21 protein-coding genes are annotated in these 25,111 nt (G+C 71.1%); 9 read left to right on the top strand and 12 right to left on the bottom strand.

Features of this window, described 5'->3' with window-relative positions:
• The first annotated feature begins 28 nt into the window (after window positions 1–28).
• Window positions 29–658: an HAD-IA family hydrolase gene (locus FJ309_11585; protein MBM3955237.1), complete on the top strand. Its 630-nt coding sequence runs from the start codon at window positions 29–31 to the stop codon at window positions 656–658.
• A 68-nt stretch (window positions 659–726) separates the two neighbouring features.
• Here the strand turns inward: FJ309_11585 and FJ309_11580 are convergent, their stop codons facing one another.
• Window positions 727–957 carry a glutaredoxin family protein gene (locus tag FJ309_11580; protein MBM3955236.1) on the bottom strand — a complete coding sequence of 77 codons (231 nt, stop codon included), beginning with the start codon at window positions 955–957 and terminating at the stop codon, window positions 727–729.
• Window positions 958–1,038: 81 nt separating this feature from the next.
• On the opposite strand from FJ309_11580, the gene FJ309_11575 reads away from it, so the two are divergent.
• Window positions 1,039–3,018, top strand: a complete 1,980-nt coding sequence (locus FJ309_11575; protein MBM3955235.1) for a serine/threonine protein kinase — start codon at window positions 1,039–1,041, stop codon at window positions 3,016–3,018.
• Here FJ309_11575 and surE read toward each other — a convergent pair.
• A complete protein-coding gene (gene surE, locus FJ309_11570; GenBank protein ID MBM3955234.1) occupies window positions 3,001–3,789 on the bottom strand; it encodes a 5'/3'-nucleotidase SurE in 789 nt (262 codons plus the stop codon). The genes FJ309_11575 and surE overlap by 18 nt on opposite strands.
• 158 nt (window positions 3,790–3,947) lie before the next feature.
• On the opposite strand from surE, the gene guaA reads away from it, so the two are divergent.
• The 4 genes from guaA to FJ309_11550 all read left to right on the top strand — a co-directional run bounded on the left by guaA (window position 3,948) and on the right by FJ309_11550 (window position 8,529).
• Entirely contained in the window at window positions 3,948–5,534 is a 1,587-nt protein-coding gene (guaA, locus tag FJ309_11565) for a glutamine-hydrolyzing GMP synthase (GenBank protein ID MBM3955233.1), read from the top strand.
• Between the two features lie 103 nt (window positions 5,535–5,637).
• Window positions 5,638–6,309, top strand: coding sequence for a response regulator transcription factor (locus FJ309_11560; GenBank protein MBM3955232.1), 672 nt, complete (start codon window positions 5,638–5,640; stop codon window positions 6,307–6,309).
• The gene (locus tag FJ309_11555; GenBank protein ID MBM3955231.1) at window positions 6,290–7,765 is read left to right on the top strand and encodes a HAMP domain-containing histidine kinase; all 1,476 of its coding nucleotides are present in this window, start codon (window positions 6,290–6,292) and stop codon (window positions 7,763–7,765) included. The genes FJ309_11560 and FJ309_11555 overlap by 20 nt, the downstream gene beginning before the upstream one ends.
• A gap of 53 nt (window positions 7,766–7,818) precedes the next feature.
• Window positions 7,819–8,529: a hypothetical protein gene (locus tag FJ309_11550; GenBank protein ID MBM3955230.1), complete on the top strand. Its 711-nt coding sequence runs from the start codon at window positions 7,819–7,821 to the stop codon at window positions 8,527–8,529.
• A gap of 18 nt (window positions 8,530–8,547) precedes the next feature.
• On the opposite strand, the gene FJ309_11545 is transcribed toward FJ309_11550, so the two are convergent.
• From FJ309_11545 to hpnC, 3 genes are read right to left on the bottom strand one after another with little or no spacing between them, the layout of a single operon-like run.
• The gene (locus tag FJ309_11545; GenBank protein MBM3955229.1) at window positions 8,548–9,930 is read right to left on the bottom strand and encodes a hypothetical protein; all 1,383 of its coding nucleotides are present in this window, start codon (window positions 9,928–9,930) and stop codon (window positions 8,548–8,550) included.
• Complete coding sequence (locus FJ309_11540; protein MBM3955228.1) at window positions 9,923–11,065, bottom strand: squalene/phytoene synthase family protein; 1,143 nt, start codon at window positions 11,063–11,065, stop codon at window positions 9,923–9,925. The genes FJ309_11545 and FJ309_11540 overlap by 8 nt, the downstream gene beginning before the upstream one ends.
• Window positions 10,828–12,072: a squalene synthase HpnC gene (gene hpnC / locus FJ309_11535; GenBank protein ID MBM3955227.1), complete on the bottom strand. Its 1,245-nt coding sequence runs from the start codon at window positions 12,070–12,072 to the stop codon at window positions 10,828–10,830. The genes FJ309_11540 and hpnC overlap by 238 nt, the downstream gene beginning before the upstream one ends.
• On the opposite strand from hpnC, the gene ispH reads away from it, so the two are divergent.
• Window positions 12,020–12,973 (top strand): 4-hydroxy-3-methylbut-2-enyl diphosphate reductase, encoded by a 954-nt coding sequence (gene ispH, locus FJ309_11530; GenBank protein ID MBM3955226.1) that lies wholly within the window; start codon window positions 12,020–12,022, stop codon window positions 12,971–12,973. The two genes, hpnC and ispH, sit on opposite strands and share 53 nt — an antisense overlap.
• A 19-nt stretch (window positions 12,974–12,992) precedes the next feature.
• Here ispH and ettA read toward each other — a convergent pair whose 3' ends face one another.
• The gene (gene ettA / locus FJ309_11525) at window positions 12,993–14,666 is read right to left on the bottom strand and encodes an energy-dependent translational throttle protein EttA (GenBank protein MBM3955225.1); all 1,674 of its coding nucleotides are present in this window, start codon (window positions 14,664–14,666) and stop codon (window positions 12,993–12,995) included.
• Window positions 14,667–14,915: 249 nt separating this feature from the next.
• Between ettA and FJ309_11520 the strand changes: the two genes are divergently transcribed.
• Together FJ309_11520 and FJ309_11515 are read left to right on the top strand one after the other, a co-directional pair.
• On the top strand, window positions 14,916–15,821 hold the full coding sequence (locus FJ309_11520) for a sulfurtransferase (protein ID MBM3955224.1): 906 nt from the start codon (window positions 14,916–14,918) through the stop codon (window positions 15,819–15,821).
• A complete protein-coding gene (locus FJ309_11515; protein MBM3955223.1) occupies window positions 15,808–16,311 on the top strand; it encodes a SufE family protein in 504 nt (167 codons plus the stop codon). The genes FJ309_11520 and FJ309_11515 overlap by 14 nt, the downstream gene beginning before the upstream one ends.
• Window positions 16,312–16,358: 47 nt before the next feature.
• Here the strand turns inward: FJ309_11515 and hpnH are convergent, their stop codons facing one another.
• The 6 genes from hpnH to FJ309_11485 form a co-directional block, all read right to left on the bottom strand.
• On the bottom strand, window positions 16,359–17,468 hold the full coding sequence (gene hpnH / locus FJ309_11510) for an adenosyl-hopene transferase HpnH (GenBank protein ID MBM3955222.1): 1,110 nt from the start codon (window positions 17,466–17,468) through the stop codon (window positions 16,359–16,361).
• On the bottom strand, window positions 17,465–19,642 hold the full coding sequence (gene shc / locus FJ309_11505) for a squalene--hopene cyclase (protein MBM3955221.1): 2,178 nt from the start codon (window positions 19,640–19,642) through the stop codon (window positions 17,465–17,467). The genes hpnH and shc overlap by 4 nt, the downstream gene beginning before the upstream one ends.
• Window positions 19,643–19,799: 157 nt before the next feature.
• On the bottom strand, window positions 19,800–21,095 hold the full coding sequence (locus tag FJ309_11500; GenBank protein ID MBM3955220.1) for a HAMP domain-containing histidine kinase: 1,296 nt from the start codon (window positions 21,093–21,095) through the stop codon (window positions 19,800–19,802).
• 127 nt (window positions 21,096–21,222) lie between these two features.
• The gene (locus tag FJ309_11495) at window positions 21,223–21,810 is read right to left on the bottom strand and encodes a response regulator (GenBank protein ID MBM3955219.1); all 588 of its coding nucleotides are present in this window, start codon (window positions 21,808–21,810) and stop codon (window positions 21,223–21,225) included.
• 541 nt (window positions 21,811–22,351) lie between these two features.
• Window positions 22,352–22,924, bottom strand: a complete 573-nt coding sequence (locus tag FJ309_11490; GenBank protein MBM3955218.1) for a hypothetical protein — start codon at window positions 22,922–22,924, stop codon at window positions 22,352–22,354.
• A gap of 182 nt (window positions 22,925–23,106) precedes the next feature.
• The gene (locus FJ309_11485; protein ID MBM3955217.1) at window positions 23,107–24,822 is read right to left on the bottom strand and encodes a polyprenyl synthetase family protein; all 1,716 of its coding nucleotides are present in this window, start codon (window positions 24,820–24,822) and stop codon (window positions 23,107–23,109) included.
• Between the last annotated feature and the right edge of the window lie 289 nt (window positions 24,823–25,111).

Genomic DNA, 25,111 nt, shown 5'->3' with positions numbered 1-25,111 from the left:
GAAAGCACCCTCACCCACGCCACTCGCCATGCCCCATCTCCGCCGTCCGCAGTTCGTGTTCCTCGACCTCGGCAACGTGATCGCCCTGTTCGACAGGGATCGCGCCCACCGGCAGATGGCCGCGGTCGCGGGAACGACGGTGGCCACCGTCGAAGAAGCGGTCGCCGACGGCCTCCAGGAGCGGCTGGAGAGCGGCGCGCTCGACTGGCCGGGCTACGTCGCCGAGTTCGCGCGGCGGACGGGCACGGACCCCGACCCCGCGGCGCTGGCCCACGCCGCCAGCGACATGTTCTCGCTCAATGCGGCGATGGTGCCGGTGATCGCCGCCCTCCAGCGCGCCCAGTGCCCGATCGGCATCCTCTCCAACACCTGCGCGCCCCACTGGCACCACCTGCTCGGCTGCCGCTGGGCCGTGTTGCCAGGACCGTTCGCCTGTCTCGTCCTCAGCCACGAGGTGGGGGGCATGAAGCCGCGGCCGGGGATTTACGCGACCGCCGCCATCCAGGCCGGCGTCGAGCCGGAGGGGATCTTCTTCACCGACGACATGCCGGCCAACGTCGCCGCCGCGAGGGCGGCCGGCTGGGACGCCGAACCGTTCGAGTCGGCACACCGGCTCGCCGACGACCTGATGCGCCGCGGCGTCGCCCTGTCGCTCTGAAGTATCGTGGGCGGGGCCCACCGGCAGTATCGTGGGCCCGGCCCACCGGCAGCAGGGGGCCGAGCCGGTCACCGCGACGACGGTGCCAACGACCGTGCCACCAGGCCGGGATCGATCCGGCCTTCGGCGACGATCCGGCCGTCGACCTCGATCACCGGCACCCGCGTGCAGAAGGCGGCCACCAAGTCGCCGTGGCCGTCGATGTCGACGGTCGTGAAGGGGACGGCGAGCGCGTCCAGCAGGTCGGCCGCCTCCCGGCACAAGTGGCAGCCACGTCGTGAATACAGCACAATGCTCATCGCAGTCCCTCTCCACCGTACCACGGAAGCGCCGGGGCGGTGTGCCGCCCGCGGTGGGGAGCAGAGCGCCGGATCCGCCGCATGCCCGAGCCGCCGCAGACGATCGACCACCTCCTCCGCCTCGTGCGGGCCAGCGGTCTGGTGGAGGAGCAGCGGCTCCAGCGGTTTCTCGAGCCGTGGCGCGGCTCGTCGGGGCCGATCCCCGACGCCCTCGTGACGGCGCTTGTCGAGGGGGGGCTGCTCACATCCTGGCAGCTGGAGCAACTCCGCCGCGGCAAGCACAAGGGGTTCATCCTCGGCAAGTACCGGCTGCTCCGCCACCTCGGCGCCGGCGGGATGAGCAATGTCTACCTCGCCGAGCACTCGACGCTCCACCACAAGGTGGCGATCAAGGTGCTGCCCAGCGACCGCGTCGACCAGAGCTCGTACCTGGCCCGGTTCGAGCGTGAGGCGCAGGCCTCGGCGCGGCTCAACCATCCCAACATCTGCCGGGCCTTCGATCTCGACAGCTACGGTTCGACCCATTTCATCGTCATGGAGTACATCGAAGGGGTCGATCTCTACGCCAAGGTCAAGCGCGAGGGACCGCTCGAGGTCCGCGAGGCGGTCGATCTCGTCCGCCAGGCCGCCCTCGGGCTGCAATACGCCCACGAGGAAGGGCTGATCCATCGCGACGTCAAACCTGCCAACCTGATGCTCGACAAACGGGGCACGCTCAAGATCCTCGACCTCGGACTGGCGTTGGCCCGCGACGAAGATCGCTCGTCGTTGACGAGGGAACACGACGAGAAGGTCCTCGGCACGGCCGACTACCTCGCACCCGAACAGGCGCGCGACAGTCATCTCGCCGATCGGCGCAGCGACATCTACGCCCTGGGGTGCACGCTCTACTACCTGCTCGTCGGCAAGGCGCCGTTCGCGGCCGGGTCGCTCGCGGAACGGATCCGGGCCCACATGAACCAGCCCGCACCCAATCTCCTCGACCAACGGCCCGACGTCCCGACCGCGATCGTCGAGCTGTACTTCCGGATGATGGAGAAACATCCCGAGGCCCGGCAGCAGACGGCACAGGAAGTGGCCGACGCCCTGGGAAACTGGCTGTCGGGGGGCAGCGTGCCCCGGGCACGGTCCGAACCGCCCCGGCGCGCGGCGCCGCGGCGCGGCGGTGATCCGGTCCGCTCGGTCGAGAGCCCCGCCGCCCCCCGGCGGCCGGCCGCCGCGGCCACCGTCCGCACCCCTTCCGAAAGCGGTCCCCGCGAAGACCGGGACGTCGACCAGGGGAGCGCCGTCCGCCCCGGCGGTCGTGACACGGTACCGGCGTCGGCGACGGCGCACGGGCCCGACCGCGGTGCCGCGACGCAGGCCGGCGACGAATCGCAGATCCTCCTCTCGGGGCTGTCTTTGTCGTCCGCCGGTCATGGAGGCGTCGACTCGAGCGGCCTGCCGCAGATCGACGTCACGACGCCACGCAAGTCGGGCGGGCCGTCGGGATCGGCTGCGTCGTCGCGAGCCGCCGGCGGCAAGGGGTCGGGAGCCCGCGAGAGCGCGGGTCCGGCGGCGGGCAGTGGCTCGTCGAGCCCGGGGAGGGACTCGGCGGCGCGTGCCGAGCCGGTCGTCCCGTTGGCGGAGAGGACGGTCGCCGGTCTCCCGTTGCTCTTCTGGCTGCTGGTCGGAGTCGGGCTCGCGATCGCCGGGGTGTTGCTGGCGAAGAATCTCTCCGCCCAACGCGCCAAGCCGAAGGCTGCCGGCGGCGCATCCGGCGACCGCGAGGCGAAGGGAGCGATCGATCGGGTGTTGGAGGAGAGCCGCGAGAAACCCAAGCCGGTCCAGCCTCCGAAGGGAAGCGCTCCGGCAGCTCCCTCCGGTCCCCCGGGTGGCAAGCCGGACGCGAAGCGCGATCTGAAACAGGAGGGGCGACCGGAGCCCAAACCGGCCTCCCCGGCAGGGGCCAAGCCCGGAGGAAAGCCGGAGTCCAAGACCGACACCAACCCGCCCGAGTCCAAGCCGAAAGCTCCGCCGGACGCGGCGGGACTGAAGGCCACATCACGCCCCGGGGCGTGACGCCGTCGGCGGGTCGATCGGCCACGCGCCGGAGGCCAAAGGGCCGATCGAAGCGCGGTGGGTGAGGTCGTAGTCGAGGGGTGTGAGCGTCACCATGCCGGCTGCCAGCGCGGTGACGTCCGACTCCCCCGGCGACGGCGGGGGGGGCGGGTCGTTGGTCGCCCAGTAGTAGGGGCGCCCACGGGGATCGAGACGGCGCTCGAAGGCTTCGCCGTAGCGCGACGTCCCCATCGGCACCACCCGCAGCGCCGGCGTGCCGGTCAGTGCCCGCGTCGGGATGTTGAGGTTGAACAGGCTCCCCGCCGCCGGCTTCCGGGCGAGCAGTGCGCGGATCACGTCGATCGCAATCTCGGCGGCCCGGTCGAAATCGGCTTGCTCGTCATATTCCAGCGACACGGCGATGCTGGTGACGCCGAAAAACGCCCCTTCGATGGCGGCCGCCACGGTCCCCGAATAGAGGACGTTGATGCCGGCGTTGAGCCCGCCGTTGATGCCGCTGACGACGAGATCGGGCCGCCGGGGGAGGAACTGTCCGATCGCGAGTTTCACGGCGTCCGCCGGACTTCCGTCCACCGCCCAGCCCCGGCTGCGGCTCCCGTCGAACACCTCCTTGGCCGTCAGCGGCGTGAGGAAGGTGATCGCGTGCCCGACGCCACTCTGCTCGGTCGATGGCGCCGCGACGCGGACATCCCCGAGGCGGGGCAGCGCCCGTTCGAGCGCCGCCAACCCGGGGGCGAAGATCCCGTCGTCGTTGGTGAGAAGGATGAGCATCGTCGCGCGCGGTCGGCGACCGCGGATCAGCGGGGGTGGGGCGCGAGCGATCACTATAGCCGCCCCCGGCTCCGCTCGGGGAGCGGGGCGATGGCGCCGCGGCGTTCGGATCGGCTACACTCCGAGGTTTTCCCTCTCGGTCCCGGGCCGCTCCACCCATGCCCCGCCCCGCTCCCCCGCCGGCGTCCGCCGCTCCCCACGCGGCCCGCGCCGAACGGGTGCTGGTCCTCGATTTCGGTTCCCAGTACGCCCAGCTGATCGCCCGTCGGATCCGCGAACAGGAGGTGTACTGCGAGATCGTCCGCCACGACATCACCGCCGCGCGGCTCCGAGAATTGGCGCCGCGCGGGATCGTCCTCTCGGGTGGCCCGGCGAGCGTCTACGAAGCGGGAGCACCGCGCTGCGACCCGGCCGTGTTCGCGCTCGGAATCCCGGTCCTGGGAATCTGCTACGGGATGCAGTTGGCCTGTGACGTCCTCGGCGGCAGGGTGAGCCGCGCCGCGGCACGGGAGTACGGGCGCACCGAGTGCACGCTCGTCGCCGACGATCCGTTGTTCGCGGGGTTTCCGCCGCACGCCGAAGTCTGGATGAGCCACGGCGACCAGGTGGAGCAGATCGCGGCCGACTTCGTGCCCCTCGCGCGGACCCCGACCTGTGGCTTGGCCGCCGTGCGGCACGCGCGGCTGCCGGTCTACGGCCTCCAGTTCCATCCCGAGGTCACCCACACCCCGGCCGGCGCCACGGTCCTGCGAAACTTCGTCCGCACGATCTGTGGCTGTGGTGGGCACTGGCGGATCGGCGATTTCGCCACGGCGACGATCGCGCGGCTTCGCGAGCAGATCGGGGACGAGCGGGTGATCTGCGGTCTCTCGGGGGGGGTCGATTCGGCAGTCGTCGCGGCGCTTCTCTCGCGGGCCATCGGTGACAGGCTGTCATGCATCCTCGTCGACAACGGCCTGCTTCGTGCCAACGAGGCAGCCGCCGTGATCGACGAGTTCACCACCCATTTCCACACCGATCTCCACGTCGTCCACGCCGAAGAGACGTTCCTCACGGCGCTCGCCGGCATCACTGAACCGCAGGAGAAGCGGCGCCGCATCGGTCGGGCGTTCATCGAGTGTTTCAATGCCGAGGCGGCACGGATCGAGGGCGCCCGGTTCCTCGCCCAGGGAACGCTGTACCCCGACGTGATCGAGAGCGGAGCCGTCGCCGACGGACCTGCGGCGACGATCAAGCTCCACCACAACGTCGGAGGGCTGCCCGCCGACCTCAGGTTCGAGCTCGTCGAGCCGCTCCGCGACCTGTTCAAGGACGAGGTCCGGCGCCTGGGGATCGAGCTCGGCCTGCCGGAGCGGCTCGTGTGGCGGCATCCGTTCCCCGGGCCAGGGCTGGCCGTCCGTTGCATCGGCCCCGTCACCACGAGCCGACTGGAGACGCTCCGGGCCGCCGACACGATCGTCCTCGAGGAGCTCGACAGGGCGGGGCTCACCCGCCGGGTGGGGCAGGCATTCGCCGTCCTCCTTCCGGTGCAGAGTGTCGGCGTGATGGGCGACTCACGGACGTACGACGACGTCCTCGCCGTCCGGGCGGTCGACACCGAAGACTTCATGACCGCCGATTGGAGCCATCTCCCCTACGAAGTGCTGGGCCGGATCTCGACACGCGTCATCAACGAGGTGCGCGGCGTCAACCGCGTGGTCTACGACATTTCCAGCAAGCCACCGGCAACGATAGAATGGGAGTGAACGCGACGGACGACCGTCGGCGCCGGCCGATGGTCGCCGCCACGGGTTCACCGGCCGCACGGGCGTGCACCGGGGCGGTTCGACGGGCGCGGGGGAGCGTGGCATGCAGATCGCGATCATCGAAGACGACGCGGTCGTCGCCCGCGCGATCCGCACCGCCGCCGAGGAAGCCGGGCACTCCTGCACCTGTTTCGAGGACGGCGAGCGGGCCACGCAGAGCGCGGCGCTCTTGGGCAGCGACGTCGTCGTGCTCGACATCATGCTCCCCAAACGCCAGGGCCTCGACCTGCTCCGCGAGGCCCGCGCCGGCGGCGTGCGGACGCCGGTGATCGTGCTCACCGCACTGGGAACGGTCCCCGACAAACTCGCGGGATTCGAGGCCGGTGCCGACGACTACCTCGTCAAACCGTTCGCGATGGACGAACTGCTCGCCCGGGTCGAGGCGGTCCACCGCAGGGCGAGCCACCGTCCGGCGATGGAGCTCTGTGTCGGGACTCTCCAGCTCAGCCTCGCCAACAAGCGCGTCGTGATCGACGACCGGACGATCGACCTCACACCGACCGAGTTCAGCATGCTCGAACTGCTGATGCGGTACCACGGTCAGGTCGTGACCCGGAAGATGCTGTGCGAGCACGTCTGGGGATTCGATTGGGACGGCCCGACGAACGTCATCGAGGTCCACATCAACCGCCTCCGCGGGAAGATCGATCGCGGCCGTGGGGAATCGTTCGTGCGCACGATCCGGGGGCGCGGCTATGCGCTGGCGGCCGATTGACGGATTCCGCGCTCTGCCGCTGCGGATCCAGCTGACCGTCGTCAACACGGCTGCAGTCCTCGCCGGCCTGTTGCTCGTGCTCGCCGCCGCGCGGAGCGGCGTGCGGGTGGCGCTGTTCAACGAAGCGGGTGACGTTCTCCTCGGTGAGGTTCGGGCGACGGCCCTGGCGCTCAACGAAGCCTACCCCGATACCGCTCAGGTCGTCGCCGAGTTGCGGCGCACGGCCACGGGGCACGTCGACCGCGGGTGGTTCGTCCACCTCGTGCGCGGTGACCGGGACACGGTCTGGAAGAGCCCGACCTGCCCCGACTACATCGTCTCACGCCCCGTCGACGAGAGCCGCGCCGAGGCGGTGGTGTCGGGCGGAGGGTACGTCTGGGCGCGCCGCCGCATCACGGACCCCGCGGCGACGCCGTTCTACGTGCGGATCGGGATGCCCCGGTCCAAGATCGACGAGCGGGTGTCGGCGGTGACCTCACTGCTGGTCCCGATCGGCCTTGTGGTCGCGTTGTGCACACCGCTGGCCGGCTACTGGCTCGCGCTGCGCGCCACGCGTCCGCTCGCCCACATCCTCGAGGTGGCCGACTCGCTCTCGCCGACGACGCTCGGCGATCGGCTTCACTTGCAGGGCTCGGGAGACGAGCTCGACAGACTGGCGGCGAAGATCAATCGCCTCCTCGACGACGTCGCCCACCATGTCGACCGCCAGGAGCAATTCGTCGCCGACGCGGCCCACGAGATTCGGGGACCACTGACCGCGATCCAGAGCACGCTCGAGGTCGCCGCCACCAAGGAGCGGACGGAGAACGAGTACCGACGGACGATCGAGGACGTGCTGACGGAGTCACGGCATCTCTCCAAACTCGCCAACAACCTCCTGCTGCTCACCGAGGCGACCTCCGCCTCGCCGACGCCGTCACCAGCCGCGATCGACATCGTACCGGTCGTGCAGGCGACCGTCGGGATGTTCGCCGTCGTCGCCGAGGACCGGAGCATCGAACTGGTCGCCGATGTCGCCGGCCCGTGCGCCGTCCGCGTCGAACCCGGTGACATCCGCCAGGTGGTCGCCAACCTCGTCGACAACGCGATTCGCTTCACCGCACCGGGCGGGGCGGTCCGCGTGGTGTTGCGTGTCGGATCGAGTGGTCTGACCTGCGGGCTCGCGATCACCGACAACGGGATCGGCGTCGACGCCCGGCATCTGCCGTTCATTTTCGATCGCTTCTACCAGGTCGACCCGGCACGCGACCGGAGCGACGTCCGACGCGGCGGGGGCCTCGGTCTGGCGATCTGCCGCTCGATCGTGAATCGGTACGGCGGCTCGATCACGATGTCGAGCCGACCGGGTATCGGCACCTCGGTGGTGGTGTCACTGCCGATCGTGAAGGCGGCACGGCAGTCCGGGCACCATGATCTGACCGACCGGATGGAGGTCGCCGCGGCCGGCACGCCGTGATTCCATCCGTCAGGCGACCGGGGCAGGGAGAGACACCGCGGCCGGCGGTCGCGATGGGGATCGTGTTCGCGCTCGACATCGAGGCGGACGGCTTGACGCCCCACGCCCACGATCACGAGGCGCTGCGTACGGCGTCTGGCATCGCCATCCACACCGGCACGATCGGCGGGTGCCGCGTGGCCTGGACCGTGGCCGGGGTCGGCGTCGCGGCGGCAGCCGCCGGCACGGCGCTTCTCGTCGCCGGGCATCGGCCGCGTCTGTTGGTCACTGCCGGCTTCGCCGGCGCGCTTGACCCGGCATTCGAACGCGGCGTGCTGGTCGTGATCGACCGCGTTCTTCGCGCCGGCGAGCCGCCCCGGGAGTTGGCGTCGCTGCCGTTCCTGGCGGAGGCCCGTGGGACGATCCTGACGGTCGACCGGCCGGTCGCCGACCCTGCCGCCAAGCGTACTCTCCGGGAGTCAACCGGAGCGGCCCTGGTCGACATGGAAAGCCACGCGGTCGCCAGCGCTGGTGCCACCCACGGCATCCCCTGCGCCGGGATCCGGGTCGTCTCGGACGGCGCCGACGAGCATCTCCCCCCCGAGGTCGTGGCACTGGTGCGGCCGCAGTCGCCGTGGCGTCGCCTCGGCGCCGCCGTCGGTGGAATCGGCCGCCGACCCGGAGCGGTGGTCGATCTCTGGCGGCTGTGGGAGCACGCGGTGGTCGATTCGCGCCGTCTCGGCTCGGCGCTCGTGGCACTGTGTGGCTTGGTGTCCGACCCCTGACCGTGGCGTGGGGCCCGCTCAGCCGCGGCCGGCGATCATCCGGGTCAACCAGGCGCGCGGCAGCTCGGGCACGGGGGGAGGCAGGGGGGCACCCAGATGGCGGGCCACGGCGACCGCGGCCGTCCGTCCGCTGCGGATCGCCCCCTCCATCGTCGACGGCCACCCGGTAGCGGTCCAATCGCCGGCGAGGAACAGCCCCGGGATCCCCGTCGCGGCCCGCGGCCGGACGGCGTCGACACCGGGTCGGACCGAGAGTACCGCCGTCGGGTCGGTGACCACCCGCGCGTGACGGACCGTGGCGCCGGCGACGTCTGGAAAGACCGCGGCGAGCTCGTCGACGACGGTGTCGACGAGCAGCTGCCGATCACCACCGAGCAGCCCTCGGGACGCGCTGATCACCACCTGGCAATACCCCGGTGCTTCCGCCTCGGCACCCGTGTCAGGGCGGAACACCCACTGGCTCGTCCGCCCGACGAGCACCGCATGGGGGAGGTCGATCACCTCGCGGTCGAACCACAGGTGCACCGCCGTGATCGGCGACCCGGCGAAGTGCTCGGCGACCGCGGGCACGGCATCGGGCACGAGCCGCGCCGCGGCGCGCCACGGGACCGCCGCGACGACCGCCGTGGCGGGATGATCACCGGCCGGGGTCGCCACGGCGCAGGCCGCCCCGGCCCCGTCGCGGTGAACGGCCGTCGCCGGCGCCCCGGTGCGGAGCACCACGCCGCGCGTCACCAGCCAGTCCGCCAACCGCGCGCCGAACAACTCGCCGAGAGGCCGCCGGGGCACGAGCAGCTCGACCGCCTCGCGATGGGCGAGGAAGCCATCGACGATCACCTTGCGCGCCGGCCCGAGCCCGACGAGGTCGAGCGATTCCCCCAGAGCGCTTTCGATGACCGGCTGCCAGAACAGCCGGACCACCCGTTCCCGCTGGCCGATCGCGGCCAACCAGCGGGCGGCGGTGATTCCCTCGGGGTTCGCCAGCGGCCGCGCCAACCGGAGCATCCCCACTGCCAAGCTCGCGCGCTCGGCGAGGCTGAAGTGCTGCATCCCGGCCAGCAGCGGCGCGAGGTGGAGCGGCGCCGGCAGCCAGCGCGCCGGCGTGCACGCCGATCTTCGGCCGTCGGGGCCGATGAACCACAGCGTCCGGTCGGTGCGCACCGCGTCGAGGATCCCGGCCCGCCGGCAAAGATCGCGGAAGTGCGTGCAGCAGCCCATGGCGACGTGCTGACAGGCGTCCACGACGCCGCCCCCGGCCGGATCTTCGAACGAGGCGGCACGGCCGCCGACACCGCGGCGGGCCTCGACGAGCGTCACCGGCACGCCGACGCCGGCCAGGGCGTCGGCCGCCGCCAGTCCGGCGAGGCCGCCGCCGACGACGACGACGCGCCGCTCACCCATGACGGTGTCGCTCCTGCAGTGGCATTGAACGGGCCAGAATCGCCCGGGGACCGATCCCCACGGTGAGCAGCGCCGCCGCCATCACCCGTGCTTTGCCGGTCCGGACACGCTGGCGGAAGATCGCCGCGCCGGCGCGTTCGACCGCGCGGAACAGGCAGCCGTAGACCCCGAACATCGCCCTGAACACCCGGCGCCCGTCGGCCGACAGCAGGCCGTCGAGCTCGGCAGCGCGGAGGAACAAGTCGCGGGCGCGGCGGCACTCGAGCTCCGCCAGCCGCACCAGCCCCGACGAGGGAGCAGCGGCGGTCAACTCCTCCACCGCGCACCCGGCTGCGGCCAGGTCGCTCGCCGGAAGGTAGAGGCGGCCACGGGCCCGGTCCTCGGGGATGTCGCGGAGGATGTTGGTGAGCTGGAAGGCGAGGCCGCAATCGTGGGCCACCTCGAGGGCACGGGGCGAGTGGAAGCCCCAGACGTGGATCGCCGCCAGCCCGACGGCCCCCGCCACCCGGGCGCAGTAGGTGCGCAACTCGTCGAAGGTCTCGTAGCCGGCGTGATCGAGGTCCATGCGGACGCCGGCGAGGATCTCCGCGAGGTGACGGCGGGGGATCGAGAAGCGGCGCACCGTGTCGGCCAGGGCGCGGAGCATCGGATCGGACGACACCCGGCCGGCCAGCGCCTCGTCGACGTCGGCGCCGAAGGCGTCGAGCGCCACCCCGGCGGCGTGCCGGTCGGCGGCGTCGTCGACGATGTCATCGGCCCGTCGGCAGAAGGCGTACAGCGCCGTCGTGCCGCGCCGCTTGGCGGCCGGCAGGAGCCGGATCGGCAGCGTGAAGCTCGAACCGGAACGCGACAACACCTCGGCGCAGTGGCGATGGTCGGCGGCGAGGGTGTCCACGGTCACGCTCCCCGCTCCGTGACGACCGGGCGGCCCCGCCACCACGCCGCCGTAAGCAGTGCCCGCGCCAGGAGCCAGGCTTTGGTCGGCGACGACACCGTCGGCCGCGCCGCAAGCGTGTCGTGCCCGGCACGTTCGATCGCGGTCACCAGCGCCTTCCCGCCGGCACGGAACAAGCCGATCGCCGGGCGCAGGGCGGGCGGCGCGGTGGCTTCGAGCGCCGCGCCGGCGGCGAAGCACTCGTGCACCCAGGCGACGAGCGACGCGACCAGCGCGCGGACCTCCCGCGAGGCCCGCGGTGCGGCGAGGTCGTCGGCCGTGACACCATGGTCGCGGAGGTCCTCCTCGGGCACGTAGACCCTGCCGGCGAGGCGGTCGCGGCGCAGGTCCTGCCAGAAGTTGACCAGCTGCAATCCGGTGCAGATCGCATCGGAGTGGCGTGCTTCCGCCTCGCCGTGGCAGCCGTCGAGACCGAGGACGATCCGCCCCACCGGATCGGCCGACCGGCGGCAGTAGCCCACCAACGCGCGACGGTCGGGATAGCGGACGACGACGCCGTCGCGGTCGAACGCGAGGTCCTCGGCGAAGGCGTCGAGGAGATCGTGAAACGGTCGGGCGTCGAGGCCTCCGCGTCGCGCGGTCGCCGCCAGCGCCACGAATACCGGATGCCCGGGGCGACCGGCGAAGCAGTCGTCGAGCCCTTCGCGCCACCGCGCGAGGGCCTCGAGGCCGGCGGATGGGTCGGGGGCCTCGTCGGCGAGATCGTCGCTCCAGCGGCAGAACGTGTAGACGGTGGCGAAGTCCTGCCGCAGGCGGCGCGGGACCAGCGCCGTGACGACGCTGAAGTTCTCGTAGTGGCGGCCGGCGACCTGCCGGCAGTACGCCTCGGCCGCAGCTCGATCGAGGCTCCTCGGCAGCGGCGCGAGATCCCAGGCGGCCGAGTCGCGGCCGGGCCGGGGGGTGAACTCGGGATGGAAACGCTCGGGGTTCACGGGCGTCGGTCGGCGGGTCGGGGGGAGCGGGCGGATCGGCCGACCTCGTAACTGGCACGGATGGTGACCGCCGGCGAGTCGCCGGGAAACCTTTCGGCCGGCCCCGGGCGTCGTGCGGCACGACCGTGGCATGGCGATCAGCGGCAGCCTGCTAGGATACGCCGGACCGTTTTTCGATGCGATCCGAACGGGACAACGCCGCATGCTCACGATCCTTCTCGCCGGCCCCCGCGGCTTTTGCGCCGGGGTCAACATGGCGATCGAAACCCTGGAAACCGCACTCCGCTGCTACGGCAAGCCGGTCTACGTGTTTCACGAGATCGTCCACAACAAGCACGTCGTGGAACGGTTCACCCGCGAGGGCGTCGTGTTCGTCGACGCGGTCGAGGAGGTTCCGGAGGGGGCGGTGTTGCTGTTCTCGGCGCATGGCGTGGCGCCCGCGGTGAGGCGCTTGGCGGAGGCGCGGCGGCTGACCGCGATCGACGCCACCTGCCCGCTGGTGACGAAGGTCCACCTCGAGGCGGTCCGTTATGCGTCGGCCGGGTACCACATCGTGCTCATCGGCCACGAGGGGCACGACGAGGTGATCGGCACGATGGGTCACGCTCTGGCATCGATCACCTTGGTCGAGACCGAGGCCGACGTCGACCGTTTGCCGTTCACCGCTGCCGACCGGCTCGCCTACCTGACGCAGACGACGCTCTCCGTGGACGACGCTTCCCGGATCATCGGCCGCCTCAAGCAGCGCTTTCCGGCGATCGCCGGTCCGCCGAAGGACGACATCTGCTACGCCACGCAAAACCGCCAGGAGGCGGTCAGGATCCTCGCCGAGGGTGCCGACATCGTCCTCGTCGTCGGCAGCCACAACAGCTCCAACAGCCAGCGGTTGGCCGAACTGGCCCTCGATGTCGGGCGCCGCGCCCATCTCATCGACGGGCCCCACGAGATCGACCCGGCGTGGTTCTCCGGCAACGAGACCGTCGTCGTCACCGCCGGCGCCAGCGCCCCGGAGAACGTCGTGCAGGAATGCGTCGCCTGGCTCCGCGACCGCTTCGGCGCCACCGTCGAAGAGCGCACGATCCGCGAGGAACAGGTCTATTTCCCACTCCCGCGTGAATTGCGTTCGGCCGCCGCGGCCAGGCTGCCGATGGCCTGACCCCGGCCGGACGTGCGGATCAGTGCTGCAGCTTCTTGTAGCGGAAGCGGTGGGGTTCGTCGGCGGCGATGCCGAGCCGCTCGCGCCGACTCCGCTCGTAGACCTCGAAATTGCCCTCGCAGACATGGACGTAACCGTCCCCCTCGAAGGCGATGATGTGGGTCGCGAGGCGGTCGAGGAACCAGCGGTCGTGGGTGATGACGACGACGCTGCCGGCGAACGACGTGATCCCCTCCTCGAGCGACCGGAGCGTGTCGACGTCGAGATCGTTGGTCGGCTCGTCGAGGAGCAGGAGGTTGGCTCCGCCACGCAGCAGTTTGGCGAGATGGACGCGGTTGCGTTCTCCCCCCGACAGCGTCCCGACCTTCTTCTGCTGGTCGGGGCCCATGAAGTTGAACTTCGCCACGTAGCTGCGGGCGTTGACGGTCCGCTTGCCCAGATCGAGCGTGTCGTGGCCCTCGGAAATCTCCTCGAAGACCGTCTTGCCGGGATCGAGGGCGTCGCGGTTCTGGTCGACGTAGCCGATGTCGACGGTCGAACCGATCGTGACCGTCCCTGAATCGGGCTGTTCGGCGCCGACGAGGATCCGGAACAGGGTCGTCTTGCCGGCGCCGTTGGGCCCGATGATGCCGACGATGCCACCGGGCGGGAGCCGGAAGGAGAGGTTCTCGAACAGCACCTTGTCGCCGTAGCCCTTTGAGATCTTCTCGACGTCGATCACCTGGTCGCCGAGCGGGCGGCTGGCGGGGATGAAGATCTCGATGTCCTGGTCGCGGACGGCGGCCTGCTCGGCGGCCAGTTTCTCATAGGCTGCGAGACGCGCCTTGCTCTTCGCCTGCCGCGCCTTCGGCGACATCCGCACCCATTCCAGCTCACGGTCGAGGGTCTTCTGCCGGGCGCTGGCCTGCTTCTCCTCCAACACCAGCCGCGCCTTCTTCTGCTCGAGCCAGGCCGAGTAGTTCCCCTCGAAGGGAATCCCCCGGCCGTGGTCGACTTCGAGGATCCACTTGGCGACGTTGTCGAGGAAGTAGCGGTCGTGGGTCACCGCCACGACGGTCCCCGGATACTCTCCGAGGTGCCGTTCGAGCCAATCGACGCTCTCGGCGTCGAGGTGATTGGTGGGCTCGTCGAGGAGCAGCAGGTCGGGCTTCTCGAGGAGGAGCCGGCACAGTGCCACCCGCCTCCGCTCGCCGCCGGACAGGGTCGCCACACCCCAGTCACCGGGGGGAAGATTCATCGCGTCCATCGCGATCTCCACCTGGCGGTCGAGGTCCCACAGGTTCTTGGCGTCGATCTCGTCCTGGACGGTCGCCTGCTCGGCGAGCAGTTTCTCCATCTCGGCGTCGGCGATCGGCTCGCCGAGACGGGCATTGATCTCCTCGAAGCGGCGGAGCACGGAGCGGGAATGCTCGACGGCCGCCATCACGTTTTCGAACACGGTCTTGGCGGGGTCGAGATTCGGTTCCTGTTCGAGATACCCGACGGTGTAGCCATCGGCGAGCCGGGCCTCGCCGTCGTAGTCGCGGTCGATCCCCGCCATGATCTTCATCAGTGTGCTCTTGCCCGCGCCATTGCGTCCGAGCAACCCGATCTTGGCGCCCGGGTAGAAGGCGAGGTTGATGTTCTTGAGAAGCTCGCGCTGCCCGAACTTCTTGGTGAGATCGGTGATCTGGAAGATGAACGCAGGACCCATCGCATGCACCCGGAGCAGGGCGGAAGAAGCACCGTCGAAGACGACGCTCCGCCGCAGGAATCGGAACCGACTCGCACCGCCACGCGGGCCACGTGCCCGCCGCCACCAAGAGTCCGATCACGGACGGCGTGGTTCCTGTGTTGTAGCCGAACCATGGCGGTCCAACGAGGGACTGCCTCGTTGCAGCCCCCCGGCGATTGGACTACGATTCCCGCGTCGATCGTCCCCGTCGCGCGAGGAGCCTGGATCATGCCCGGTTACGCCCATCCCGAAGTGCTCGTGTCCACCGCGTGGGTGGCCGAACACCTCGACGATCCGCGCGTGCGGATCGTGGAATCGGACGAGGATCGCGGGCTGTACACGATGGGACACGTCCCCGGGGCGGTCGAGATCGACTGGCAGGTCGATCTCCAGGATCCCCTCCAGCGCGACTACATCGACCGCGCCGCGTTCGAGCGCCTCTGCGCCGCCCGCGGGATCGCCAACGACACGACCGTCGTGCTCTACGGCGACAAGAACAACTGGTGGGCGTGTTACACGTTCTGGGTGTTCAAGCTCTACGGGCATGCCGATTGCCGGATCATGGACGGTGGCCGGAAGCGCTGGGAGCTCGATGGCCGCCCCTGGTCGACCGACCGGGTGTCGCCCCCCGCCGCCCGCTACACGGCGAGCGAACAGGACAGCTCGATCCGCGCTCTCCGCGACGAGGTCCTCCGCCACGTCAAGGCCGGCCGCCAACTGCTCGACGTCAGGTCGCCCGAGGAGTACCGCGGCGAGCGGATGCACATGCCCGATTACCCCAATGAGGGCGCGATCCGGGGCGGCCACATTCCCGGCGCGGTCAACGTGCCGTGGGCCCGAGCCTGCAACGACGACGGCACGTTCAAGTCGGTGCGTGACCTCGAGAAGCTGTACCTTCGCGAGGTGAAGCTGAAGCGGCGGTCGCCGACGATCGCCTACTGCCGGATCGGCGAACGCTCGAGCCTCACCTGGTTCGTCCTCACGTACCTGCTCGGTTTCGCGAACGTGAAGAACTACGACGGATCCTGGCTCGAATGGGGCAACGCCGTGCGGGTGCCGATCGCCAAGGGGGAACACCCCGGCGGTGTCGGTCGACCGGCTGCCGTCGGCGGCTCCCCCGATGGGCAATCCTGAACCGGGCCCTGCGGCCGGAACCACGATGGCAGACGAAGCCGCGGTGACGGGCGGGACGGCGGGCGACAGCGTGGCCGAGCGTCTGGCGCGGATCGCAGACGAGTTCGCCGATCTCGACTCCCGTGAGAAACTCGAGTTGCTCGTCGAGTATGCGGCGTCGCTGCCGCCGCTCCCCGCGGCCTACGCCGCCCGGCGTGGCGACTCGCGGGTCCACGAGTGCCAGACGCCGGTGTTCCTCTGGCCCGAGGTGATCGACGGCCGGGCGGGGCTCGTCGCCGAGGTGGCCCCGGAAGCGCCGACCGTCAAAGGATTCGTCGCCGTGCTGGCGGAGGCCGTCGCCGGACGGCCTGCCACCGAAGCCGCCGCCCTCGACGATACGTTCATCGACCGGACCGGCCTCACCGAAGTGCTCGGGATTCTCCGCAGCCGGGGACTCCGCGCGATCCTCGCCCGGGTCCGGAAAAGCCTGCTCGCCGCCGGCGCGGGGTGAACGGGCGCTGGCTGCGGGGACGAGGCCGGTGGCCCGAGGCTGCCGACTCAGGCGACCTGCTCGAGGATCGGTAACTGCGGCAGCGACGCACCGGCGGGCCGGGCGGCTGGTTGGGGATCCACCGAGGTCGGCCCCTGATCGCCCGGCGGACCGAAGAGCACAAGCCGCGCCGTCGCCAGCAAGCCGCCGAGCGAACCGAACGTCGCCTCGACGGCGGCCGGTTCGTAGCCGCAGTGGACCATGCAATTGCCGCACTTCGGATTGCCACTGGCCCGGCCGTAGGCGTCCCAGTCGGTCTCTTCCATCAATTGCCGGAACGTGGTCGCGTACCCCTCCTCGAGCAGGTAGCAGGGGCGCTGCCAACCGAACAGGTTGTAGGTCGGCGTCCCCCACGGCCGGCACTCGAGATCCCATGCCCCCTTGAGAAACTCGAGGAACACGGGCGACTGGTTGAACCGCCAGCGACGGGGCGCGGCTTCGAGAATCCGCCGGAACAGCGCTTCACTGCGGCGCCGGGGGAGGAAATGGTCCTGGTCCGGCGCCTTGGCGTAGGGATAGCCCGGCGAGATCATCATCCCCTCGACGCCGAGGGCCATGACCTCGTCGAAAAACCGCCGGTAGCGCACCGGATCGGCGTCGGTGAACAGCGTCGAGTTCGTGGTCACCCGGAAACCGGCCCTCCGCGCCGCCTTGATGGCCGCCACGGCGACGTCGTACACGCCCTCCCGACAGACGGCGTGGTCGTGTTCCTCGCGCGGTCCGTCGAGGTGGACGGAGAAGGCGAGGTAGGGCGAGGGCCGGAAGCGCGGCAGCATCTCCTCGAGCTTCAACGCGTTGGTGCACAGATAGAGGTACTTCCGCCGGGCGACGATGCCCTCGACGATCCGCTCGATGTCGGGGTGGAGCAGTGGCTCGCCCCCCGGGATCGACACGACCGGTGCCCCGCACTCGTCGACTGCCGCGAGGCACTGCTCGACCGACAGGTGGCGGCGGAGCACGGCCGCGGGATGCTGGATCTTGCCGCACCCTCCGCAGGCGAGATTGCAGCGGAACAACGGCTCGAGCATCAGCACGAGCGGATAGCGGGCGTTGCCGCGGAGCCGCTGCCGCAGCACGTGCCCGACGACGGCGACCATCTGTCCGACAGGCACGCTCATGCACGCGACTCCTCGGGCACCGGCACCGGACCACGGGCGGCGGACGCCGCCACACTGCACCGCGCCAGGGCCAGCAGCGGAAAATAGACGGGGTAGTAGTGGTAGCGCAGGTAGAAGACCTTCGGGAAGCCGGTGCCGGTGAACTCGCGCTGCTCCCAGGCACCGTCCGCCCCCTGGCGCTCGAGCAGCCACTGCACCCCGCGGCGGACGGCACGCGACTCGGCCCGTCCGGCCGCGACCAGCCCAGCCACCGCCCAGGCGGTCTGCGACGCCGTCGTCGGACCGATGCCGGCGAGGGACGGATCGGCGTAGCTCTCGGGCGACTCCCCCCAGCCGCCGTCGGCCTGCTGGCAGCCCGCCAGCCAGTCCGCACCGCGGGTGATCAGCGGATCGGTCCCCGCGACGCCGACTGCCCTCAGCCCCTCGAGCGCTTGCCAGGTACCGTAGACGTAGTTCACGCCCCACCGGCCGAACCACGCCCCGGTCGATTCCTGGGTGCGACGGAGGTACGCCACCGCCCGATCGACTGCCGGATGACCGATGCGGAGCCCGGTCTTGCCGAACGCCTCGAGGACCCGGCCGGCGAGATCCGGCGTGCTCGGGTCGATCATCGCGTTGTGATCGGCGAACGGCACCTCGCACAACAGCGCCAGATCGTTGTCGCGGTCGAACGCACCCCAGCCGCCGTCGGAGTTCTGCATCGCTGCCAGCCACCGGCAGGCGCGGCCGAGCGCCGCGGCCACGCGGTCGAGCCGGCACCGGGCGGCGGGATCGCCCGTCGCGCGGCGTTGGGCGGCATCGCGCCACGTGACCAGCGAGATCACGACCATCGCCGTGTCGTCGACGTCGGGATAGAAGCGATTGGCGTACTGGAAACACCAGCCCGAGGCCTCGATCCCCTCGGCGCCGGGTACTGCCCCGACCCAGTCCCCCTTGATGCGGACCTCGGCATCGAGCAACCAGTCGACGCCCCGATCGACATCCGCGCCGTCGGCGCCGCGCGCCGCCTCGACCAGCGCGATGACGGTGATCGCGGTGTCCCAGACCGGCGAGCGGCAGGGCTCGAGCCGCGTCGTCCCGTCGGGCTCGCGCTCGACGAGGCGGGCGAGTTGCCTCCAGCACTCCTCCACTTCCGGCGCGTCCTCGCGGCATCCCATGGCGCGGAGGGCGACGAGGCTCCACACGATCGGCGGAAAGATCGCACCGAGGCCGTCACTGCCGGCGAAACGATCGAGCATCCAGCGCCGGCAGGCCTGCACCGCCCGGGGACGGAGCGGCACGATCCCGAACCGCTCACAGGCCTTGATGACCTGATCGACGCCGCGGAAAAACCGGGCCCACGGTCCCGACTTGACCGCGGCACCACGTTGCCCGGTGCCGGTGAACAGTTCGCCGATCCCACGCTCCGGCGGGACGGCGCGCACCGGCTTGAACGCCCACATCAGCGACAGCGGCACGATCATCGTGCGCGACCACGCCGATACCCGGTGGAGGTTGACCGGAAACCAGTCGGGGAGCAGCACCATCTCGGGGGGCACCGCCGGGCAGGCTGCGTAGGGAATCTGGCCGAGCAGGGCGAGGTAGAAGCGGGTGAAGCTGTTCACCGCCCATGGTCCACCCGCCCGGTCGATCGCCCGACGGGCGCGTCGCAGCGGCTCCGATGCCGGATCGTGTCCGGTGAGCTTGAGGGCGAAATAGGCCTTCACGCTCGCGCTGACGTCGACGGGACCACCGGGATGGATCGACCAGCCGCCCTGCGGGAGCTGCTCGGCGAGGATCCTCCGGGCGGCTCCCGGGACCTCGGCGCCGTCGAGGCGCCCCGCCCACGCGAGGATCAGCAGGTATTCGCTCTCGAGGATCGTGTCCCCTTCCAGCGGTCCGCGCCAGTGACCGTCGGCCGCCTGCCGCTGACGGAGCCAGTCGGCGGTGAGCCGCATCGCCTGGGGGAGGGAGCGACCGGTTTCGCGGGGCACCGTCGCCCGCTCGCGGTCGATGCCGGCGCCGATCGACCGCAAGGCGTCAGCCGGATGCGTGACGACCGCCACCCGGGGAAAGGACCGACCGCCCACTGGTCCATCGATCGCGCGGTCGAGCGTCGTCGATCCGACGAGCGGCTCCACGATCGCATCCACCGCTCCGTCGGCGGGTCCGGCGATCAGTCTGGCGTGCCTCATGAACGCATCCCTGCAGCGAAACGTCCCGGCGCCCCCGGCGATCCATCGCCGAGCGACTTCCAAACCTCCGGCCGGAGAATAGAGAACGACGGGAATGCGGACAAGGTCGGCCGGCACCCGCGGATCGGCAGTCCGGGCGACCCGGGGAGACGAACGCTCACCGCGCTCGTTGCCCGTCAGACCGCGTGGTCTGGGGGGGCTGTACGGCCGGATCCGCGACTTCCGGCACGCCCAGCCGCAGCGTCACACGGGTGCCCCCGCCGGGTGCCGTGCCGAGCGACAGTTCACCGGCGCACGCCGCCACGAAACGACCGGCCTTCGTCAGCCCGAAGCCGATCCCGCGCCCGGCCTCGCGGCCGCTGTAAAACGGATCGAGTGCCGCCCGGCGGGTTTCGGCATCCATCCCCGGCCCCTCGTCGTCGACGATGACCGCCAGCTCCCGGCCGTGACGGGCGGGTTCCCGGTCGATACCGATCACCACGCGACCGCCACCGGGCATGGCGTCGATGGCATTGACCAGCACGGCGCGGAGCGACTCCTCGACGAGCGTCCGGTCGGCCCATGCCACCACACCGGCGGCAGGCGGGGCGACGATCGTCACGCCGCGCTCCGCCCCCCGGGCCGCGACTGCGGCGACCGCCGCAGAGACGATCGTGGCGACGTCGCACTCGGTGAAACGTGGCTGGGGAGGCCGGCCGAAGAGCATCAACGCACCAATCATGTCCCGGGCCCGGAAGGCTTGGTCGACGATCGTCACCAGACGGCGGCGGCGACGCGGATCGGTCTCGTCGACGAGCAACGCTTGGCCACGGGCGGCGATGTTGGCCAACGGGTTGTTGATCTCGTGTCCGGCCCCGTAGGCGAGCGCCCGGAGCCCCTCGAGCCGCGCCGCCTCCACCTCGGCCGCGAGGCCGTCGGCGACGCGGGCATGCCGTCCCGCCAGGTCGAGCGCCCGGCCGAGGACGACCCCTTCGATCGACAGTGCGTCGGTGCGCGGGGCGACGGGCAACGCGGCCAGCCCGCCGGCGGAGATCCGGGTGCGGAGCTGCCGCCCCCAATCGCGGACGTTCTCGGTGCCGCCGCCCCGCGCCCGGAGCGCGGCTGCGAACGTCTCCCAGGCGATTCGTTCGGGCGACCACTCGGTGCCCCGCGGGAGCGTCGCCGCGGGGGCGCCGACGGCGACAAGATCGCGGCCCAAGGCCTGCAACAGCCCGGCCCCACGCTGATCCGTACCGCCGAGCCAGACCGCCAGCGCCGGATCGTCGATCGCCACCGCGCCCTTGGTGGCACCGGCGTCCCCGTCGCTCCCGGCCGCGGCGAGCACGTCTGCGGCGAGCGCCAGGCAGGCTGCCGGCGTGAGGGGCAGTGCGATCGGTTCGGCGGCGACGCCGCGGACGACCACGGCCACGCCGCTGCCGTGCCCCGCACGACCGGTGCCAAGGGAACCACACACGTCAGCCGCGGAGACGGTCACGGACGACGCCCCATCCACCGACCGCGCGCCGGACACGGGGTCCGGCGCGCGGCGCGGCGGCAGTGGCGACCCCGTCGCGCGGCAGGCCGCGTGACGGATCGCGGGATCAGGAACCGGTCGCGACCGACTCGATGTCGAGCAGCCCACAGATCCGGTCGACGAGCACCTCGGCCTCGAACGGCTTCTGGAGGAACTCGTTGGCACCGGCGGCCTTCAACTCCTCGACCTTGTCGGGCTCGCCCATGCCCGAGATGCAGATGATCCGCACCTCGTCCATCGTCGAATCGCTGCGCACCCGCTGGCAGACTTCCTTGCCGTTGATGTCGGGCAGCATGACGTCGAGGACGATCAGGTCGGGCCTGTAATCCTTGACCATCATCCCGGCATCGAAGCCGTTGTTGACGCTCCGCGTCTCGAAGCGGCCGTCGCGCTCGAGGACGTCGGTGATCAGCTCGACGAGATCCTGGTCGTCGTCGACGACGAGGATCTTCCGGCGCCCGCTCTCGAGGGCGTCGGTGGGGATGCCGTTGTCCCGCATGAACAGGAACAACTGGTCACGGGGAATTCTCCGGAACCGGCTCCCGGGGACGCGGAACCCCTTGAGCTGCCCGGAGTCGAAGCAGCGAATGATCGTCTGCTGGCTCACTTTGCAGATCTTGGCCGCCTCACCGGTCGTGTAGACAGTCTTTTGCATGTGCTCAACCACCCTCTCCCTAGCCGTGGTCCAGCTAGTCAAAACGGCGACCGGTTTCCTCCCCATCCGCGGGGCGGCTCCCGACGCCTAGGCCTCCGTGCAGCGATTGCCTCCCTGAACCATCCCTCCTCGCCGATCCATCGTCTTTCCGCCGGTCCCGGACCGCTCCTTGCCGACGCCGGGACGGGCTCCACGGTCATCACACCGCTCGCTGTGCCGAATTCCGCCCACTCCAGCGGACCGACGGGGCGAATCCTTCGCACAGACTCCTCGGGGCGCTCCGGAACCGGCACCCGCGCCTCTGGCCCGGGGCCGTCACACCGGCTTCGGTGAAAGCTCCATCCTTCACGCGGAACCCGGCTTTCCGAAACTACCCTCAGCCCAACTCTACAGAGAGCTTGCGCAGTGAGTCAATATCGCCACAGTCAGCGCAAACGGCTTCCACCAAACACCTTGGGCAATGTGCCCCGTCTTCGCTCGACCGCCAGTCGCTGCCGTCGGCGGACACCACCCGCGGCGCGCCATCGGGCGACGCCACCGGTCAGCCGACCGCAGGCACCACCGTCTCGAGGAGTTGGACGGCGGGGGCGGCGCTCCCCGACAGCGCGATCTCGGCGACCCGGCCGTAGAGGACGGGCGGGGGCGTCTCGGGGAGGCCGACCAGCGCCGCCAACCGCGCACCGGCATGGAGCTGGAGCAGCGCGACGGCGCGCACGTCGCGGAGCAGGCCGGCCTCGATGAGGACACGCCCCAGCGGTTCGGTGGCGGCGCGGATCCGCCGCGCGGTGTCCGGATCGACCTGCGCCAGATCGATGCGGACGATGCCGTGCTGGACGACCCGTCCGCCCCGATCGACGAGGAGGATCTCGCGCGCGTACCAGTCGTCGACACCGGGGCGCTCGGCGATCCGGGCCACGACGCGCAGCTCGAGCGGCCGGCCGTGGAATCGTTCCATCACCACGGTCATGTGGCTGGCGTGGTCGAGCAGCTCGCGCGCCGGCGACGGGACGACGGCCGCGTCCACGGCGGTGAACGTCGCGAACGCTTCCACCGGCCGGCAGACGAGGGCGACGAGCCGTTCGGCACGGGCCACGGCGTCGTGGGCACGAACCACGCCTCGATCGACGGGACCGGCGGTGCGATCTGTAGCGGCTGGCACTTGGCAGACCCCGTGCAGTCGGAGCGACGTGCGTACGCTCCGTGGCGGAGAGTCTACGGTCGCGCCAGCCGGCGGTGAGCCGTGGATGATCGCCGCCGCACCAGGGCCAGACGCCCTTCGGAACCGGCGGGTCGCGCTCAGCCGGGCACCGCGCCGTCGGGTACGGCCAGATCGAGGAGGAACTCGAGCACGTCCCGGAGCCGCGGCAGCGTGCAGGTGGCGGCCGCGGCCAACGCCGCCGAACGCTCGGCGGCGACGATCGCCGCCGCGCTGTCGAAAACCCCCGCCGCGGCGAACCGCTCACGGGCATCGGCGAGGGCGGCCCCACGTTCGTGGGCATCGCCGCCCCGTGCCCGTGCGAACAGCCCGCTGACCGTGTCGCTGCCGAGGCGTTCGATCGCCAGTGCCCAGAGGACGGTCGGCCGGCCGCCGAGGAGGTCGCCGGCAGCGTCGCGGGCGTTGACCGCGTCCCCTTGCCAATCCTTGAGGTCGTTGAGCACCTGAAACCCGGTGCCGACGTGCAGCGAGTAGCCACGGAGGTCGCCCACCGCGGCGGGATCAGGGCCCGCCAAACGCACCCCCATCGCCAGCGCAGCCTCGAACGCCGGCGACGTCTTGAGCCCGTACAGTTCCAGGGCCTCGGTGGGGAGGAGGCCCTTGCCGGGCGTCTCGCGCCACCATAGCTCGCCCCCTTGGCCGCGTGCCAGGCGCACGTGGGCATCGGCCAACAGGCGCACGACGTCGCGGTGGACGTCGGGGGCCAGGCCGGGGAGCGCCGCCACGATCCGGTAGCCGACGCCGAGCAGCCAGTCGCCGGCGTTGACCGCCAGCGGGATGCCGCGCTCGACATGGAGCGTCGGGCGACCGTAACGCATCGCGTCGTCGTCCTCGATGTCGTCGTGGACGAGCGATGCCTTGTGGAAGATCTCGATCGCCACCGCAGCCGCGCGGACCGCCGACCGGTCGAGATCGCCGACCGGTTCCCCACGCTGCCGGCGGTCGCCGTTCACCGCATCGAACGCCGCCAGCGTGATGAATGGCCGGAGGAACTTCCCCCCGCGGGAGAGGAAATCGCTCGCCATTCCCGCGGTGGCATCGACCGCGGCGACGTCGGCCCGCTCACCGCCGGAGGCCGGCGGGACGGCGGTTCCCAGGCCGGTGCCGAGGCCGAGTTGCTCGTCGATCCGTGCCAGCCCCTGCGCGGTGAACAGGCCGGCCGCCTCGCGGAGAACCGGAAGGTAATCCCCCATCGGCGTTACCGCACCACCGCCGACACCGAGAAGCCCGAGGATCCATGCCGGATCGAGCGCCGCTGCGGAGGCGACCTCCGCGCAGCCCAGGCCCCGCGCGGCCGCTGCCGACGCTGCATCGGCGTCGAACGGCACCGCGGCGATCGGCAGGGCGAAGGCGGGCAGCATCGCGAACGCCTTCTCGAGGTGTGACAACTTCGCGACGCCGAGGATCCCGTCGGTCTGACCGGTGAGCAGTGCGCCGATGCCCCCGAGCGCCGCCGACGTAGGCTTGACCGCCCACCCACTCTCCCGGGCAGCCGCGGCCACGGTGCCGAGCGTGCAGTCCGGGCCGCAGACATGCAGGCCTGCGGAAGCACCGGTACCGCGGTGGGTGGCGACCGGGCAGTCGGGGAGGAGGAGAAGGCGACGGCCGGCGGGCAACGAGGCGAGCCGCTGCCGCCAGTACTCCGACACGATCGTGACCATCGTCCAGCCGACCGTTTCCCGGCCGGCACCAGCCCGGTCGACGAGAGCCTCCGCGTGCCGTCGGAGGGACGCCGCCGACTTGCCTCCGGCCGGGATGCCCTGGCTGCGCCACGGTGCGACGAGATCGGCGGCCATCGCGCGGATCCGGTCGCGAAGAGCCGGCCGCGACGGACATGCCAGGGGGGCCGTCGCGGTTCCGGAAGATCCGACCACCCCGTTCGGCGCGGCAGGGGTGCGGCTGGTTGCGCTCGGGGATCGTGGCACTCTTCGCTCCTCATGGTCGCCCGCTGGCACCGCGGCCTGCGGCGGCGCGATCGACCGTTGGTGATGCCACAAGGGCTCACGTACCGAGCCGGCGAAGCGTTTCGCCAGCCCATGTTGAACTCCGCCAACACCAAGTGAAACCGCAGCCCGGACCCGGCCG

Source organism: Planctomycetota bacterium (genome assembly GCA_016872555.1).
In the GTDB taxonomy this organism is placed as follows: Bacteria; Planctomycetota; Planctomycetia; order Pirellulales; family UBA1268; genus F1-20-MAGs016.
This window is presented reverse-complemented; position numbering and strand designations above follow the sequence as displayed.